The 16,737-nt window shown below is 71.2% G+C and carries 13 protein-coding genes and 1 pseudogene; 3 read left to right on the forward strand and 11 right to left on the reverse strand.

Going from position 1 to position 16,737, the window contains the following annotated elements; all coding sequences use genetic code 11:
• Window positions 1-26: 26 nt before the first annotated feature.
• The 8 genes and pseudogenes from A4R44_RS52605 to hpnC all read right to left on the reverse strand — a co-directional run.
• Window positions 27-272, reverse strand: a pseudogene (locus tag A4R44_RS52605) (hypothetical protein); the annotation flags it as partial.
• A 243-nt stretch (window positions 273-515) separates the two neighbouring features.
• Window positions 516-1,517 carry an adenosyl-hopene transferase HpnH gene (gene hpnH / locus A4R44_RS27820; RefSeq protein WP_067586997.1) on the reverse strand — a complete coding sequence of 334 codons (1,002 nt, stop codon included), beginning with the start codon at window positions 1,515-1,517 and terminating at the stop codon, window positions 516-518.
• 3 nt (window positions 1,518-1,520) lie between these two features.
• Window positions 1,521-2,990 (reverse strand): 4-hydroxy-3-methylbut-2-enyl diphosphate reductase, encoded by a 1,470-nt coding sequence (gene ispH, locus A4R44_RS27825; RefSeq protein WP_067586999.1) that lies wholly within the window; start codon window positions 2,988-2,990, stop codon window positions 1,521-1,523.
• Between the two features lie 163 nt (window positions 2,991-3,153).
• Window positions 3,154-5,058, reverse strand: a complete 1,905-nt coding sequence (gene shc, locus A4R44_RS27830; RefSeq protein WP_067587002.1) for a squalene--hopene cyclase — start codon at window positions 5,056-5,058, stop codon at window positions 3,154-3,156.
• On the reverse strand, window positions 5,058-6,089 hold the full coding sequence (locus tag A4R44_RS27835; RefSeq protein ID WP_093576571.1) for a polyprenyl synthetase family protein: 1,032 nt from the start codon (window positions 6,087-6,089) through the stop codon (window positions 5,058-5,060). Before A4R44_RS27835 ends, shc begins: the two co-directional genes overlap by 1 nt.
• On the reverse strand, window positions 6,086-7,423 hold the full coding sequence (gene hpnE / locus A4R44_RS27840; RefSeq protein WP_067587005.1) for a hydroxysqualene dehydroxylase HpnE: 1,338 nt from the start codon (window positions 7,421-7,423) through the stop codon (window positions 6,086-6,088). The genes A4R44_RS27835 and hpnE overlap by 4 nt, the downstream gene beginning before the upstream one ends.
• The gene (gene hpnD, locus A4R44_RS27845) at window positions 7,420-8,289 is read right to left on the reverse strand and encodes a presqualene diphosphate synthase HpnD (protein ID WP_067587008.1); all 870 of its coding nucleotides are present in this window, start codon (window positions 8,287-8,289) and stop codon (window positions 7,420-7,422) included. Before hpnD ends, hpnE begins: the two co-directional genes overlap by 4 nt.
• Complete coding sequence (hpnC, locus tag A4R44_RS27850) at window positions 8,286-9,152, reverse strand: squalene synthase HpnC (RefSeq protein ID WP_067587012.1); 867 nt, start codon at window positions 9,150-9,152, stop codon at window positions 8,286-8,288. The genes hpnD and hpnC overlap by 4 nt, the downstream gene beginning before the upstream one ends.
• 150 nt (window positions 9,153-9,302) lie before the next feature.
• On the opposite strand from hpnC, the gene A4R44_RS27855 reads away from it, so the two are divergent.
• Complete coding sequence (locus A4R44_RS27855; protein WP_067587015.1) at window positions 9,303-10,493, forward strand: CdaR family transcriptional regulator; 1,191 nt, start codon at window positions 9,303-9,305, stop codon at window positions 10,491-10,493.
• Window positions 10,494-10,603: 110 nt separating this feature from the next.
• Here A4R44_RS27855 and A4R44_RS27860 read toward each other — a convergent pair whose 3' ends face one another.
• Together A4R44_RS27860 and A4R44_RS27865 are read right to left on the reverse strand one after the other, a co-directional pair.
• Window positions 10,604-11,353 (reverse strand): SDR family oxidoreductase, encoded by a 750-nt coding sequence (locus A4R44_RS27860; RefSeq protein WP_067587022.1) that lies wholly within the window; start codon window positions 11,351-11,353, stop codon window positions 10,604-10,606.
• Entirely contained in the window at window positions 11,353-12,018 is a 666-nt protein-coding gene (locus A4R44_RS27865) for a VC0807 family protein (protein ID WP_067587024.1), read from the reverse strand. The genes A4R44_RS27860 and A4R44_RS27865 overlap by 1 nt, the downstream gene beginning before the upstream one ends.
• A gap of 98 nt (window positions 12,019-12,116) precedes the next feature.
• Here A4R44_RS27865 and A4R44_RS27870 point away from each other — a divergent pair, with 98 nt between their 5' ends.
• Together A4R44_RS27870 and A4R44_RS27875 are read left to right on the forward strand one after the other, a co-directional pair.
• Window positions 12,117-13,100: a DMT family transporter gene (locus tag A4R44_RS27870; RefSeq protein WP_232791807.1), complete on the forward strand. Its 984-nt coding sequence runs from the start codon at window positions 12,117-12,119 to the stop codon at window positions 13,098-13,100.
• A 27-nt stretch (window positions 13,101-13,127) separates the two neighbouring features.
• The gene (locus A4R44_RS27875; RefSeq protein WP_232791812.1) at window positions 13,128-15,929 is read left to right on the forward strand and encodes a WS/DGAT domain-containing protein; all 2,802 of its coding nucleotides are present in this window, start codon (window positions 13,128-13,130) and stop codon (window positions 15,927-15,929) included.
• Here A4R44_RS27875 and A4R44_RS27880 read toward each other — a convergent pair whose 3' ends face one another.
• The gene (locus tag A4R44_RS27880) at window positions 15,930-16,661 is read right to left on the reverse strand and encodes a DUF427 domain-containing protein (protein ID WP_067587029.1); all 732 of its coding nucleotides are present in this window, start codon (window positions 16,659-16,661) and stop codon (window positions 15,930-15,932) included.
• Window positions 16,662-16,737 lie beyond the last annotated feature (76 nt).

Here is a 16,737-nt window from a genome sequence, read left to right on the forward strand (position 1 = left end):
TCCAGAGCGGTTTCCGCGGCGAGCTTCTCCTCCAGCGCGGCGGTAATGCGTTGGTGTGCTTCGGAAAGCGCGAGGCCGAGCTGCTTTCGGGAGGCCGGGTCGCAGCGGCCGAGGTCGCGGCGGACGGCGGCGAGCGGACTGGATTTGCCGAGCACGGAACGGCGCACGGCGGCGACCGCGGCCGGGGTGCCTGCCTCGGCGAGATCGGCGAGCGCGGCCTGGGTCAGCGCGGCGATCCGGCGCAGCGTCGAGGCGGGTTCAAGGGGGTCCACGGGTTCCTCGCTTCGGGTCGTGAAGTGCTGGACTTCACCCCCGGGCAGCGTGGGGAGACGCGGACGTCAGCGGGCGGAACCCGGCGCGCACGCGCGGCCCCCCGGGCACTCTCCGGGGGCGAAGAAATCGCTGCGCACGCATGCCGCCATCATGGCAGGCCCACCGCGCCCACCCGGCAAATGCCGGTGAAGGGCCTCTTGCGGGGATCAGATTCCCGCAAGAGGCCCTTCACCGACCGCAGGTCAGTGGCCGACGGCGGCTCGGACGGACTCCTTGAGGGAGCCGAGGGTGGCGATCACCGCGGTGGGTTCGTAGCCGCAGTGCGCCATGCAGTTGGCGCAGCGCGGGTCCTTGCCGCGGCCGAAGTTCTCCCATTCGGTGGTTTCGATGAGTTCCCGGTAGGTCTTCGCGTAGCCGTCGTCCAGCAGGTAGCACGGACGCTGCCAGCCGAGCAGCGAATACGACGGGATGCCCCACGGCGTGCATTCCAGGTCGCGTTTGCCCTCGAGGAAATCGAGGAACACCGGGGAATGGTTGAGCCGCCAGCGTTTCCGGTTGCCGCCGCCGAAGGCCTTCGCGAACAGCTCGCGGGTCTGCTGCACGCCGAGCCAGTGGTCCTGGTCCGGGGCCTTCTCGTACGCGTACCCCGGCGAGATCTGCATGTTGTCGACGCCGAGGTCGTTGAGGTAGTCGAGCACGTCGATGACGTCCTGCGGGGTGTCCCCGGTGAAGAACGTCGTGTTCGTCATGACGCGGAAGCCCTTTTCCTTGGCGAGCTTGATCGCGTCGACCGCCGCCTGGAAACCGCCCTCCTTGCGCACCGACGCGTCGTGCCGGTCTTCGAGGCCGTCGATGTGCACCATCCACGCGAAATTGCGGTGCGGCTTGAATTTGTGGATGTGCTTGGGCAGCAGCAGCGCGTTGGTGCACAGGAAAATGATCTTGCCGCGGGCGAGCAGCTGCCGGGTGATCTCGTCGATCTGCGGGTGCATCAGCGGCTCGCCGCCCGCGATCGACACCATCGGCGCGCCGCTCTCCTCGATCGCCCCGACCGCCTGCTCCACCGGCATCCGCTGTTTCAGCAGGGTGTGCGGCTGCGCGATCTTGCCGCAGCCGCCGCATTTGAGATTGCACGCGAAGAGCGGTTCCAGCTCGACCAGGAGCGGGAACTTCTCCTTGCGCAGCAGCTTCTGCTTCATCAGATAACCGCCCAGTCGAAGAGACTGGCGCAACGGCATGGCCATCGCTCAGAGCACCTCCCGAGGTAGGGTGAACGTCATTTCTTCTTCCGTCAGCGTGTTTTCCGTGACGCTGACCGGCCCTAATCCGCGCAGGGCCCCGACTGTTTCGGACACCAGACGCGGTGGCGCCGAAGCACCCGCGGTGAGCCCGATCCGCCCGGCTCCGGCGAGCCGGCGCAGGTCGACGTCGCCGCAGCCGTCCACCAGCACCGCCGGCGTTCCTTCGCGTTCGGCGACCTCCACCAGCCGCCGCGAGTTGGACGAGTTCCCGGAGCCGACCACCAGCACCAGATCCACTTCGCGGGCGATCGCGCGCAAGGCCTGCTGCCGGTTGGTGGTGGCGTAGCAGATGTCGTCCTTGCGCGGTGCGGAAAGGCCGGGGAATCGTTCGCGCAGCACGGAAGCGATCTCTTCGGCTTCGTCGAGCGCCAGCGTGGTCTGCATGGTGTAGGCGGTCCGCGACGGATCGCGCACGGTGACTGTCCGAGCGGCTGCGACATCGCCGACGACCACCACATTGCCGGGCGCTTCTCCGACGGTGCCTTCGACTTCTTCGTGCTCGGCATGTCCAATGAGGAACACAGTCTCGCCGCGACCGGTGTAGCGGCGGACCTCGTTGTGCACCTTGGTGACCAACGGACACGTCGCGTCCACTACGGACAGTCCGCGGTCCGCCGCGGCGCGCCGAACCGCCGGAGAGACGCCGTGGGCGGCGAACACCAGGGTCGCGCCTTCCGGAACTTCCTCCACCTCGTCCACGAACACCGCACCGCGCCCTTGCAACCGGTGCACGACGTGGGTGTTGTGCACGATCTGGCGACGCACGTATACCGGCGCGCCGTGCTTCTCCAGCGCGCGCTCGACGATCTCGATCGCCCGCTCCACCCCAGCGCAGAACGATCGCGGACTGGCCAGCAGCACCGTTCGCGGTCCCACCGCTTCAGCCCACGCAGTGATCGCGGGAGCGGCCCGGCGCAGGCTCCGCAACCCAGCGAGTCCATTAGCGACAGTCGAAGGATGCAGCAGCGGCTCGCCGACCGTGTCCACAATGGCTCGAACCACAGCGAACGGTTCACCTTTGGCCGCGAGCCACGCGGACTCCATGTCGACCGCCAGCGCACCACTGGAAGCCAGCGAAGCGCGCTCCCGCTCCCGCACCACATGCGAACTGCCCACCACGGGTCCGAGATGGACCGTGAGCCCGAGACGTCGTAACGCACCCGCCAGCAACGGTGCGGAGGGCACCGGCACCGCGCCGGAAGGACCGCGCACCTCGGTGGCGACCACCATGTCCCCCGGCCGTACCTCCGGACTGAGCCCGCCGCCGATCCCCGCGACGATCCGCGGTCCGGACGGGAGCCGGGTCGCGGCGGCGACGGCCCGACGAGGCCCGAGTCCGGTGTGGACCGTCCGCGGACCGGGACCGCGCAACGCGGCCTGCTCGATCCGCAACGGGGTGCAGACGATCGGGGTCACTAGTGCACCTTCTTTCGTGCATGCGCCCCGATGGGGCTTGTGGCAGGAACTGCCATCCCCACGCCACACGCATCCTCGCCCGAGCCTGGGTCCGAGTCAGGTGGCGCTGGCAGAACGGCACACCCTACGACCCGGCACTGCACGGCGGCCGGCACAACGGGTGTCATGACCCGCCCCGGACGTACCGGCCGAGCGCGGAGAGCGGGAACACCACGCGATACAGGTGATACGACAGGTAGAAGTCGCCAGGGAATCCGGTCCCGGTGTGCTTGTCCTCGTCCCACCCGCCGTCCGGCCGCTGCCGTTCGACCAGCCACTCGACGCCCCGGGCGACCACAGCGGACTCCCGCTCCCCGGCGGCGAGCAGCGCCAGCAATGCCCACGCAGTCTGCGACGGCGTCGAATCACCGCGCCCGGCCCAGGCCCGGTCGTCGTAGGACCGCAGATCCTCGCCCCACCCGCCGTCGTCGTTCTGGTGCTCGGCCAGCCACTTCACCGCGCGCCGGATCCGCCGGTCGCTCCCGGGGATCCCGGCCGCGACCAGCGCGGGCACCACCGCACCGGTGCCGTACACGTAGTTCGCGCCCCAGCGGCCGAACCACGAGCCGTCCTCCTCCTGGTTGTCCCACAGCCACCGGATCCCGCGACGGCATTCACGAGTGCCGGATTTCCCTTCCGCGGCCAGCATTTCGACCACGTGCGCGGTCACGTCCGCCGAAGGGGGATCGATCACCGCGCCGAAATCGCAGAACGGCAGGCGAGTGGCCAGCGCCTGTGTGTTGTCCGCGTCGAACGCGCCCCAGCCGCCGTCGCTGGACTGCATGCCCTCCAGCCACGCGACGCTCCGGTCGACCGCCTCGCGGATCCGCAGGTGGTCCGGCCTGCCCATCCGCCGCAGCGCGAGCACCACCTCGGCGGTGTCGTCGGTGTCGGGGTAGCCGTCGTTGGCGAACTCGAACGCGAACCCGCCCGGCTTCAGTGAAGGCCGCCGCACGGCCCAGTCGCCGGGCACCCGGATTTCCTCGCCCAGCATCCACTCCGCGGCGCGCACCAGGGTTTCGTCGCCGGGGGAGACGCCCGCGTCGAGCAGCGCGGTCATCGCCAGCGCGGTGTCCCACACCGGCGACTGGCACGCTTCGAGCCGGCGCACCCAGCCCTGGCCGGTCTTCTCCCGGATGGTGAACCCGTCGAGCCCGGCGATCCCGGCCTTGAGCGCGGGATGGTCGAGCGGATAGCCGAGCAGGTGCAGCGCGAGGATCGAGTACACCCACGGCGGCTGGATCCCGCCCCACGAACCGTCCGCCTCCTGCCGGGCCAGGATCCACTCCGCAGTCTGCTTCATCGCGAGCTTCCGGACCGGGTTGAGCGGCAGTTTCGCGTAGGCGTGCAGCGCGGTGTCGAGGTTCTGGAACACGCCGTCCCATGTCCACGGCGCGCGCGTTTTGGGCGGACGCTTGCCGGTGCGCAGTCCGGAAACGTCGAACGGCAGCTTCCGCACCGGGCGCAGCGTGCCGACGATGGTCAGCGGCACGATGGTCTGCCGCGCCCAGCAAGCGAAGTCGTAGACGTTGAGCGGGAACCACGACGGCAGGAAGATCAGTTCGGGCGGCAGGCTCGGCAGGTCGTCCCACGACCACTGGCCGACCATCGCGAGCCAGATCCGGGTGAACACCCGCGTCGCCTCGATCCCGCCGTGCTCGCGGATCCACTCCGCCGCGGCGGCCAGCCACGGGGCGTCCGCCGGATCGCCGGCCAGCCGGAGCGCGACCCACGCCTCGACCGTCGTGGACAGGTCGGCCGGACCGTCCGGGAAGTTCGCCCAGGTGCCGTCGGCCCGCTGCTGCGAGCGGATCCAGCGCGCGGACTCCTCGGCGACCTGCGGCGTGAGGATGCCGAGGAAATGCCGCAGCAGGAGGTCTTCGGCGTCCATCGTGACGTTGGTGGCGAGTTCGCCCTTCCACCATCCGGCGCGGTCCTGCTCGCGGCGCAGGAACTCGACGGCCGCGGCGACAGTGCCGTCGGCGGTGCGGGCGGCGGGCGCGGAGGTCCGGGGGACGGTCTGGGTCATCACGCTTCCCTTCCGGCGATGAAACGGGCGATCGCAACGAGGTCGTCGCGCGGGCCCGGCGGGATGGCGGCCAGCGCTTGTTCCGCGGCGGCGACGTGCCGCGCCGCTTCCCCCGTCGCCCACTCGCGGCCGCCCGCGTCGTCCACCAGGGCGGCGATCCGCGCGAGGTCGGTGTCGTCGTCCCCGGCCAGCCATTCCGCGAGCCGCCGGCCCGCCGCGCCGCCGTGTGTGGTCGCGTAGGTGATCGGCAGGGACTTCTTGCGCGCCCGCAGGTCGGAGTACACCGATTTCCCGGTGACCGCCGGGTCGCCCCAGATGCCGAGCACGTCGTCGACAAGCTGGAACGCGAGGCCGATCTCTTCTCCGAACACTGCCAGTGCGCCGACCACCTCGGCGGGCGCACCGGCGAGCACCGCCCCGATCGCCGCGCTGGCCGACAGCAGCGCACCGGTTTTCCCGGCGGCCATCGTCACGCATTCGGCGAGGGCGACGTCGTCGCGCTGCTCGAACGCGACGTCGAGGAACTGGCCGTGGATGAGCCGTCGCGTGGTCTGGGCGATCAGCCGCCCGGCCGCGACCGCGTGCGGGGAACCGCTGTCCAGCACCGCTTCCTGGGCGAGCGCGAGCATCGCGTCCCCGGTCAGGATCGCGCTCGCGGACCCCCACAGCGCCCACACCGTCGGCCGGTGCCTGCGCTCGGTGTCGCCGTCCATCAGATCGTCGTGGACGAGCGAGAAGTTGTGCACCAGTTCCACCGCGACCGCGCCGGGCACACCGACCTCCACCGGCGCGCCCGCGGCCTGCGCGGACACCACGGCGAGCGCCGAACGCACGGCCTTGCCGCCGTTGCCCCGCACCGGCACGCCGTTCGGGTCGGTCCAGCCGAGGTGGTAGGCGCTGATCGCGCGGCTGGCGTCGTCCAGCCGGTCGACGGCGGCGCGCAACGCTGGCCGCACGACGTCCCGGGCGCTGCCGAGCACCGGCGGCACCGCTGAACGCGTTTTCTCGGCGGAAAACAGATTGGCTGTCATGCTCCGACTCCCTCCCTCTCACCGTTGTGCTGAAGAAGGGCGGCGGCCGCAGCCGCGCCGCTGCGCGCGGCGCCCTCCATCGTCGCGGGCCATCCGGTCGCGGTCCACGCGCCCGCCAGGTACAGCCCGGGCAGGCCGGTGCGCGCGGGCGGGCGCAGCGAGGCGGTGCCGGGGCCGGGCCGGAACGTCGCGTGCCGCTCGCGGGTGACGAAAAAGTCGAGCACCCGCGCGCCGCGTGCTTCGGGCAGCAGCGCCAGCAGTTCGGGCAGCAACTGTTCGCGCAGTTTCGCGGTGGGCAGGTCGATCTGCGCGTCCGCGGCGGACAGCGACATCGCGAGGTACTGCCCGGAGTCCAGCCCGGACTGCCGCGTCCGGTCGAACACCCACTGCACCGGTGTGCGCACGCCCGCGACGAACGGTTCGCCGAGAACCTTCCGGTCGAGCACCACGTGCACGTTCACGATCGGCGAGCTGCCGAGCCCGCCGGACCAGCCCGGCGGCAGCCCGATCGCCCCGTCGGGCGCGAGCTGTTCGGTCACCGGCGGGGGAGTGGCGAGCACGACCTGGCCGAACTCCTCCTCGCCGCGATCGGTGACGACCCGCCGGCCTTCGCCGATCGCGCGCACCTTCGTGCCGACCCGGACGTCCGCCCCGGCCTCGATCAGCCGTTCGCGAGCCGGATCGCCGTGCAGTTCCCGCAACGGCACCAGCGACCATCCGATGTCGGCGGCGGCCGGATCGGTGAGCAGGCCCTCCTGGAACACCGTCGCGGCGAGGCTGAGCGACGCGTCGTCGGCCGTCGCGTTCAGCGTTGCCACGCCGACCAAATCCCACAACGCTTCGATCGCCGCCGCGCTCTGCCCGTGCCGCCGCAGCCATTCCCCGAAGGACTGGCGATCCGTGCGGTCCGCCTTCGGGTCCACCCGGCGCAACGCGAGCGCGGCGAGCGCGAACCGGGCCCGGTCGAGCGGGCGCAGCGGGTCGTAACGCAGCAGCGAAGTGGCCAGGTGCAGCGGCGCGGGCAGGTCGTCGCGGCGCAGCCAGGTCGGCTCGGCCGCGCCCGGCAAGCGGATCGGGATCTCCAGCCGAGGCTGCAGGGTCACCCGGTCCGCGACGCCGAGCCGGTCGAGCAGCGCGCGATAGGCCGTGCAGCAGCGGAGGAACACGTGCTGTCCGTTGTCGACCCGCAGCTCGCCGCGGGTGAACGAATGCGTGAGCCCGCCCAGGTGCGGCCGCGCCTCGAACAGCGTCACCGGCCGCCCGGCGTCGGCGCAGGCGAGTGCGGCGGCGATGCCCGCGAGCCCGCCGCCGACCACCGCGACCGGGGCGGTCATCGGCCGATCCCGGTCAGCGCCCGGAACGCCACCACCGCCTTTTCCCGGCCGGACAACGAAAGCCGCCGGTCGAACACGCGCGCGGGCTGTTCGTCGATCCGGTCCAGCAGAGTGCGGTAGATGCCCGACATCGCGGTACAGCACGCGGCGCTGCGACCGTCCAAAGAGGGCACCAGGTGGAGACCGCGGGCGTACCAGTCGCGAGCCCGCGCGGCGCTGTCGTGGATCAGCGCGGTGAGCCCGCCTTCGGGATCGGCCAGCCTCCCGTCCGGGCCCGCGGACAGTTCGACGCCGAACCGGTCGAGGTCCTCTTTGGGCAGATACACCCGGCCGGCCAGCAGGTCCTCGCGGATGTCGCGGAGGATATTGGTCTGCTGCAAGGCAATCCCCAGCTCGTCGGCGTACACCGGCGCGTTCGGCTCCGGACGGCTGCCGAACACGCCGAGGCACAGCCGCCCGACCGAACCCGCCACGCACCGGCAGTACTCGACCAGCTCCTCGAACCGCACGTACTCGCGGCCGGTCACGTCCATCTCGACGCCGTCGAGCAGTTCCTCGAACGCGCCGAGCGGAATCGGGTACCGGCGCGCCGCGTCGGCGAGCGCGACGTACACCGGATCGGTGGCCGAGGACAGGTCGCCGAGCGATTTCCGCACCCCGGCGAGCCCGTGCAGCTTGGCCTCCGCGGACGTCGCGGTGTCGTCGCCGATGTCGTCGATGATCCGGGCCAGCGCGTACACCGCGCACAGCGCCGCGCGTTTGTCCGGCGGCAGCAACCGGATTCCGTAGTAGAAGTTACGAGCTTGTTTCTTGGTGACCGCCGCGCAGTGCGCGTAGGCCTCGTCCACTGTGCCCAGTGCCGTCATCCGGACCGCCTCCTCGTGCCGACTTGCAGCCACCCCAGCCAACTCAGCAGCCCGGCCCGGCTCGGCCGGACCGGTGCGGACAGCACGTCGCCGCCGCTCGCGCGCAGCGCGTCGACCGTCGCGAGCCCGCCGGCGAGGAAGCCGCTCACCGCGAACCGCCCCCAGCCGGACAGCAGCCCCAGCAGATCCGCGCCGCCGCCCAGCAGGGTGGCGGCGCGGGCGGTTTCCCACCGCATCAGCGCTTTCATCCGGGGCGACGCGTGCGCGGCGCCCAGTTCCTCCTCGGCGACGCCGAACTCGGCGAGATCCTCCTGCGGCAGGTACACCCGCCCGTTGCGGCAGTCCTCGCCGACGTCCTGCCAGTGCTCCACGAGCTGGAGTCCGGTGCAGATCCGGTCGGACAGCTCCGCGGCGGCCGGGCCGGGCACCCCGAGCAGGTCGAGCACGATCCGCCCGACGGGATCCGCGGAAAGCTGGCAGTACGCCAGCAAGTCCGCGAAAACCGGGTAACGGTGCACTCGCTGGTCTTGGATGTTCGCCTGGACGAGCCGCTGGAACGGTTCCTCGGTCAGCCGTCCGGCGCGGATCGCGGGGAGAAGTCCACGGACAGCGGGATCTTCCGGTTCCCCGTTGCCGAACGCCGCGGACAGTTCCGCGGAGAACGCGTTGAGCTGCGCCACCCGGTCGCCCTCGGCCTCGTCGCCCAGATCGTCCACAGTGCGCGCGACGGAATAGACCGCGACGAGGTCGGCGCGCAGCTGTCCCGGCAGCACCCGCAGGGCCACCGGGAAGTTTTCCGCGCGCCGTTTCTCTCGCAGTCCTGACGTATCCGGAGCGTGACCGACACCCGAGGTTGATCTCATCCCCGCCAGTGTCGCGCCCCCGGACGGGCGGCTTCTGCCGCCGGAAAGCGAATTTCGGTGGCTTCGACTTGGCACGAGAGGCCAAAGTGGGGACAGGATGTCCCGAGGCGACCCGAGACCGCTGCCTGCGACGGAAGGACTCCCGGACACATGGGACCAGATCAGGTGACCCGGCTTGACGAACTGGAGACGGTGGTGACCCGCCGGCTGCCCGCCATGCTCAACGAGGTCCGCGACCAGCTCGCGGACGAGCACCCCGACTACGCGGAGTTCCTGACCGAAGAACTCGCCGACCTCGTCGCCGCCAGCGCGGGATTCGTCCGGCGGCTGATCGACATGGCGGCCGAACCCGACGAGCGGCTGCCGGAACTGGGGTCCGGCGTGGAGCAGACGGTGTTCGAGGAAATCGGGCGCGCGCAGTACCAGCAGGGCAGGCGCGTCACGAGTCTGCTGTCGGCATACCGGGTCGGCGCGCGCGTGGCATGGCGGTACGTTTCGGAAGCCGCGCTCGATCTTGAGGTGCCCGCCGAACTGTTCGCCTCGCTCGCCACCACCGTGTTCGCTCTGGTGGACCAGCTTTCGGAATCGTCATTGCGCGGTTACTTGCAGGAGCAGTCAGACGCGGTGCGCGCGCGGGAACGGCTGCGCGACGAACTGACCGCGCTGCTGCTGTCCGACCGGGCGGACAAGGCCGCGGTGCGCGCGGCGGCGGTGCGCGCGGACTGGCGGTTGCCCAAGCACGCCGCGGTCGTGCTGGTGGAGGACGAAAACGAGCTGGGCCGGGAATTGGTGTTCCGCCTCGAAGACAGCTGCCTGCGGCTGCGCCGGCCCGGCGTGGTCGTGGCGATCGTGCCGGACCCGGGCGGTCCCGGCAGGCGCGCGTGGCTGGCTCGCGCGCTGCGCGGCGGCGGCGCGGTGGTCGGCGCGACGGTGCCGCTCGACCGGCTCCCGGCCAGCCTGCGCATCGCGGAGGTGACCGCGCGACTGCGCCGGGACCACCTGCTCAGCGACGATCCGGTGTTCGCCGACGAGCATCTCGACGCGATCATCGTGCACCGCGACGACCGGCTGCTCGACGCGCTGCGAAGACAAGCCCTCGCCCCGCTCGACGAGCTGAACGAATCCGCGCGGGAACGGCTGTCCACCACGCTCACGTCGTGGCTGCTGCATCTGGGGGACCGCAAGGCGGTCGCGGAGGACCTGCACATCCATCCGCAGACGGTGTCCTACCGGCTCGGCCGCCTGCACGACCTGTTCGGGCCGGCGCTGGACGACCCGGCCGCGCGCGCGTCGCTCGTGCTGGCGCTGGCCTGGGGGCCGCCGGGGGAGGCGGAGGGGTGATGGGGGAGATTCCCTGATGCGGGAGGGGAGGGGGCGTGGTTGGGTCTCGTGAGTGGCAATGCCGGTGAGAACCGGCATTGCCACTCACGAGGGAGGTGTGCGTGGGCCCGTCAGCTTTCGGTGCCGAACCGCGTCGCGAGCGCGCGGTACAGGCCGGGTGCCGTGCCGCGCAGCGCGACGGGGATACGCAGCCAGCGTGGCACGTAGTAGTCGCCTGGCCGCGCGGCGGCGCGCACCACCGCGGCGGCCACGCGTTCGGCACTCACCGGACGGGGCGTGCCGCGGGTGTACGGACGGCCGCGACGCTCGAAGAATTCCGTGCGCACCACTCCGGGAACTACGATTCCGACGGTTACTCCGGTGCCGTGCAACTCGAAGCGAAGGCTGTCGGCGAAAGCGTCCACACCGGACTTCGCCGCGGCGTACACCGCTTCTCCGGCGACACCGGTGCGTCCGGCGATCGACGACACGAAAACGATCTGCCCGCGGTCGCGTTCCAGCATCGCGGGCAGCAGCGCGCGAGTCAGGTCGAGCGGCGCGGTCAGGTTCACCGTGACGAGGAGTCGCAACCGTTCCTCGGACAGCTCGGGCAGGGGACCGGCCCAGCCGAGGCCCGCGTTGTTGACGAGCAGATCCACCGATCCGGTGACCGCCAGCGCGCGTTCGGCGAGATCCGCCGCGGCGCCGGGGTGCGCGAGGTCGGCGGCGAGCGCGGTGCCGCCGGTTTCCTCGGCGAGGGCGGCCAGCCGGTCCTCGTTCCGGCCGTGCAGCACAACCTGGACGCCGGAGCGGGCGAGCTGCCGCGCGGTGGCGGTTCCGATGCCCGACGACGCGCCGGTGACGAGGGCGGTGCGGGCCATCAGGCGGCGGGCAGCGCGGCCGGACGGTGGCCCATGCGCAGCGTGATGCCCGCCGAGCGCAGCGAACGCCGGAACCACCACAGCGAACCGGCGATGGCCAGCCCGATGATCGAGTACGAGCCCGCGGTGCTCACCATGAGGAAGTCGCCGACTGTTTCCCGCGCGAGCATCAGCAGCGTCACGCCGCCGTTCACCGCGAAGACGAGTCCCCACAGCACCGACACGCGCTGGAAGAACCGGCGCATTCCGGGGTGTCCGGAGAGTGAATCGGGGAATGCGCAGAAATCGCCGGCCAGCCGCGCGAGCAGCGGTTTGTTGAACGGCGCGGAGACCAGGAACAGGCTGGCGACGAGGAAATTCTGTAGAGTCGGCTGGAGGAAGTACAGGAATGCGCTGCCGGTGGCGAGCCCCAGCACGGTGCGCGCGACCAGCAGCGCAGTGGTCAGCAGCAGCACGGCGGGGATTTTCTTGCGCAGCGCCAGCCGGGTGCCCACCACGGCGACCGACCAGCAGAGCGCGGCGATGACCCCGCTGTCGAAGCTCACCAGGGTCAGCAGGAGATAGAACAGGCCGGCCGGGACCAGCGTCGACTCCAGCAGGTGCCGGCCCCCGTCCACGACGAGATTGCGGAACGAGGGGAGGTCGATCGTATGGGGGTGTCGCATGCGGGTTCTGCTGCCTCCGGTGCCAACCGGGCGACTCGGCCTCGGACAAGGCTTGAGCATAAGCACGGCGGATGGGGACGGTGTGAGGTGAAGAGTCCGTGACAGTTACGGGGATGTCGCTGGTCGTGGCTGTCCCCGCCGCCGTCGCCGGCGCGGCGTGCATGGGACTCGCGAGCGCAGCGCAGGCCAGGGCGACCAAAGAGGTGGAAACCGGCAAACCGCTCGACCTGACGCTCTTCAAGCGGCTCGTCGGACGCCCATTGTGGCTCATCGGGATCGCCGCGACCATCCTGGGTCTCGTCCTGCAGCTCGTCGCGCTCGCGTTCGGGCCGTTGCTGCTGGTCCAGCCGCTGCTCGTGACGTCGCTCATGTTCGCCGGGCTCGCGTCCGCCCGGCTGGAGCGCCGCCGCCCGGACCGCACGATGAGTGCCGGCGGCTTGCTGTGCGTGGCCGGGCTCGCCGCGTTCCTCGTCGTCGCCCGGCCGAGCGGCAACAGCGACACGCTCGTCAGCGGCGGCGACCTGCTGCCGCTGGGCATCGCGCTCGCCGCGGTGACCCTGGTCTCGCTTGTTGTTGCCGCGTCAACGAATTCGGGATCTTGGCGGGTGCTCGGGCTGGCTGTCGCGACCGGTGTGCTCTACGGCCTCACCGCCGGATTGATGAAGGTGGTCGCGGGCCAGTTCCGGACGGGGATCGACGAACCGTTCCGGCACTGGACGCTGTATCTGGTGTGCGTCGTGGGGCCGCTGGGGTTCCTGTTGAGCCAGAACACGTTCCAGCAGGGCCGGTTCCTGACGCCCGCGCTCGCCGTCATCACCGCGCTGGACCCGCTGGTCGGCGTGGCGATCGGGCTGTCGTGGATGGGCGAATCGGCCGACGGAAGGCCGCTCGCGCTGTTCGGCGAAGCGCTGGCCGGGCTGGTGATCGTGGTCGGGATCGCGCTCCTGTCCACCCGCGCGTCGCATTTGTCGGCGGAATCGGAAACGCCGCCCGCCGAAGAGGAACCCGCATCGGAAGAACCCGGCGAACGGCCTGATTCGGACCCGGACGACGGGTACGGCCTCGCCGGGACCGCCTGCTAGCGAAAAAAGGGGGCAGCGTTGGAGCGCGTGCTGATCGTGTCCGCGAACATGGGGCAGGGGCACAACGCCACGGGACGCGCGCTCGAGGACGCGATACGGCGGCGCTGGCCGGACGCCACCGTGCGGTGGGTCAATGCGCTGGAACGGCTCGGCCCCGGTTTCGAGGGGCTTTTCCCGCGGATTTACGTCGCCAATGTGGAAAGCGTCCCGTGGCTTTACGAGTTCTTTTACAGCGCGATCTGGCGGATTCCGTGGTTCGCCGCCGCGTCCCGCTGGTTCACCGCCTCGTGGTGCGGCAGGCGGCTCGCGAAACCGGTCGCCGAATTCGCGCCGGACCTGGTGCTGTCGACGTATCCGATGGGCACCGCGGGCCTGGCCTGGCTGCGCCGCAAGGGAAAACTGCGCGTGCCGATCGGTGCGTGGGTTTCGGACTTCGCGCCGCATCCGTTCTGGGTTTACGGCGCGGCGGATCTCACCATGGTGATGCACGACGTCGCGGTCGCGCCCGCGCTGCGCTCGTCCCCCTCGGCGCACGTCGGGGTGTCCGCGCCGCCGGTGCGCGCGGTGTTCCGGCCAGGGGACCAGACGGCGGCGCGCCAGGAACTGGGCTTGCCGCCGGACGCGTTCGTCCCGCTGGTTTCGTGCGGCTCGCTGGGTTTCGGCGAAATCGAGACGACAGTGCGGGAGCTGCTGGCGGCGGATCCGTCGGTGGCGCCGATCGCGATCTGCGGACGCAACGACCCGGCGGCCGCCCGGTTGCGGGCGCTGGGCGAACCGCGACTGCACGTGGTCGGGTGGACCGACCAGCCGGAGCGGTACACGCTGGCGGCGGACGTCGTCGTGACGAACGCGGGCGGGGCGACCTCGCTGGAGGCACTGGCGTGCGGGCGCCCGGTGCTGATGCACCATCCGATCGCCGCGCACGGCAAGGCCAACGCCCGGTTGATGGCCGCGGCCGGGCTCGCTCTGGTGTCGGCAAAGGACGGCGAGCTGGCGGAGACGGTGCGGGGGCTGCTGGCCGAACCGGAACGGCTCAAGGAGATGGCCGAAGCGGTCGCGCGGCATTGCGAAACCGCCACCCCGCTGGTGGAGGCGCTGGAATCGCTCGTTTCCGCGCCGTTGAACCCGCCGACGCAGCGGCTCCGGCCAGAGGACGCGCTGTTCGTGCACGTGGCCACGCCGGAGGTGCCGCAGCAGGTCGGGGCGGTGCTGGTGTTCAATCCCAAGGCGGACGGCACGCCGGTCACCCACGCCGACGCTGAGCATTTGCTCGCGGCGACGCCGGGCTTGCGCACGCGATTGCTGCCCGGCAGCGGGCTGTGGCGCGCGCGATGGCAGGAGGATCCGGGGCGGACGTCGGCGGACGTGCTGACTTCCGTGCGGGTCGGCCCGGACGCGCCGCTGGACGAGGCGTTGACGCGGGAGATGGACGCGTTCTTCTCGGACCCGGTGTCGCCGGAACATCCGGTGCGGGCGCGGCTGGTGACCGGGATCGAGGGGGAGCAGGGGGCGTTGCTGATCGCGCTGCACCACGCGGCCAGTGACGGGATCGCGGTGATCAGCGCGCTGGTGGGGCAGGCGCGGGGGAAGAAACCGCTGGCACCGGCGGCGGTGCCTCGGCGGAAGGGGTGGCGGCGGCGTCCCGATGTGGCATGGGGTGCGTCTGGTGCACCGGATGCCGCTTTGGGTGTGTCTGGTGTACCGGATGCCACATGGGGTGCGTCTCGCGCATCCGATGCCGCTTTGGGTGCATCCGGCGCACCGGATGCCGCTTTGGGTGTGTCTGACGCACCGGATGCCGCATTGGGTGCATCTCGCGCATCCGATGCCGCCTTGGGTGCGCCTGGCGCACCGAACGCCACATGGGGTGCATCAGACGCACCGGATGCCGCCTTGGGAGCATCCGGCGCACCCAATCCCCCATCGGGGCGCAACGGGTCTCACCCCGAGCGGAACGCGGTGCGGGCGGGACTTGCCGCGCTGGCGGCACCGGTGCGCGGGGCGCTCGCTCGCGCGGCGGGCCCGGTCTGGCACGGGCTTGACCGGCCGGCGGGAGGTCGTTCCGGCATCGCCGGGCCCGCGCGCTCGAAGCCCGGCTCACGCAACCAAGCCGCCGAACTGGCGCGCGGGGTCTGGACTCTCGCCCGAGCCGGTTCCGCACCCCGGGTCGGCTGGGACCAGCGGATCGACAGCTCCCGAAGGCATTTCGCGCGGGCCCGCCTCTCCGCCCCGGAAGTCCGGAAGGCCGCGCGGCGGGCCGGGGTGCCGACGACCAACCTCGTCCTCGCGCTCGTCGCCGAGGCCTTGCATCGCGAGCTGGGCGGGACCGCGCCGGAGCGGCTTCGGGTGCTGATCCCGATGTCGGTCCGCGACACCGGAACCTTCCGCCAGCTCGGCAACCACACCGGCGCGGCTTCGGTGGACCTGCCGACCGGAGCGATGCCGCTGCCGGAGCGGGTCCGGGCGACGGACCGGATGCTGTCCGGCCAAGTCGGGCACGGCGCGCCCCGCGCGGGCAACGCCGTCGTGCGCGTGCTCGGGATTCTGCCGCCCGCGCTGCACCGCCGGGCGGCCAAGCTCGTCTACCGCGGCACGTGGTTCAGCGTCATCGCCTCGGTGCTTCCCGGCGCGCGGTCGCCGGTGGTGCTCAACGGGGCGCTCGTCCGCACCGTGTACCCGGTCTTGTCGCTGGCTCCCGGTGTTCCGGTCGCGGTCGGCATCATGACGTGGGCGGACCGGTTCACCGTCTGCATCACCGTGCCCGCCGGGCACGACGAGCGCGGGGACCGGCTGGCGGCCGCGGTCGTGGAGGCGTTCGGGCGGGTGTAGTCACCGCGAGAAGTGCGTCCGCGGGCGGGGGAGAAGCTCTCCGTCTGCTTCGATGTCCACCATCTCGTTGTAGAAGGCCACGAGGCCGGCGATGGGCTGGACCGCCGCGGCCGGGTAGGCGTACGTCCACGCGAGGTGTTCGTGCAGGACGTCGCCGACGCGGACGGACCAGTAGCCGGACGTCTCGCCCTTGTACGGGCAGGCGGTGACTGTGCCGGGCTCGGCGACGAGGTGCGTGAAATCGACTTCGGTGCGGTTGAAATAATACCGCGTCGGGAGGCCGGTTTCGAACAGCAGCACCGGCGACGACGATTCCGCCAGCGTCACTCCGTTCAACCGAACTCGGACGTGCCGCGTCGAGCGCAAAGCGTCCACCCGGGTGTAGGGGTTGCGCGGGTGGACGAAAACCTGTTCGTCCTCTTCGAACCAGGCGTCCAGCGCGTCCCAGCCGAACCGGACGTGTCCGGGCAGGACAGAGTCGTCTACCCAAGCGGCAGCAGGCTTTTCGACCTCTCCGACGCGCAGCGAGAGCCGCCCGCCGTCCTCGGGGCGCAGTGCGCCGGGGAGAACGTCGTCGAGCGGGAAATAGAACTGCGGATAGTAGGGCCATTCCCAGACGTATTTGGCCCGCGTGCTGTCCACGACGGTCTTCCCGGCGAGCACACCGCGCACTCGCCGGGGCACCGGTTCGACGTGTCCGGTTGGGACTGCCGCCGCTGGATAGTCGGTCATCCGCGCCGGGGGAGCTTCCAGCCGGGGCGCGGGAAGTGGCAGGTGTAGCCGTGCGGGTAGCGCTGCAGGTAGTCCT

Origin of the sequence: Amycolatopsis sp. M39 (genome assembly GCF_001651785.1) — a bacterium.
GTDB lineage: Bacteria > Actinomycetota > Actinomycetes > Mycobacteriales > Pseudonocardiaceae > Amycolatopsis > Amycolatopsis rubida.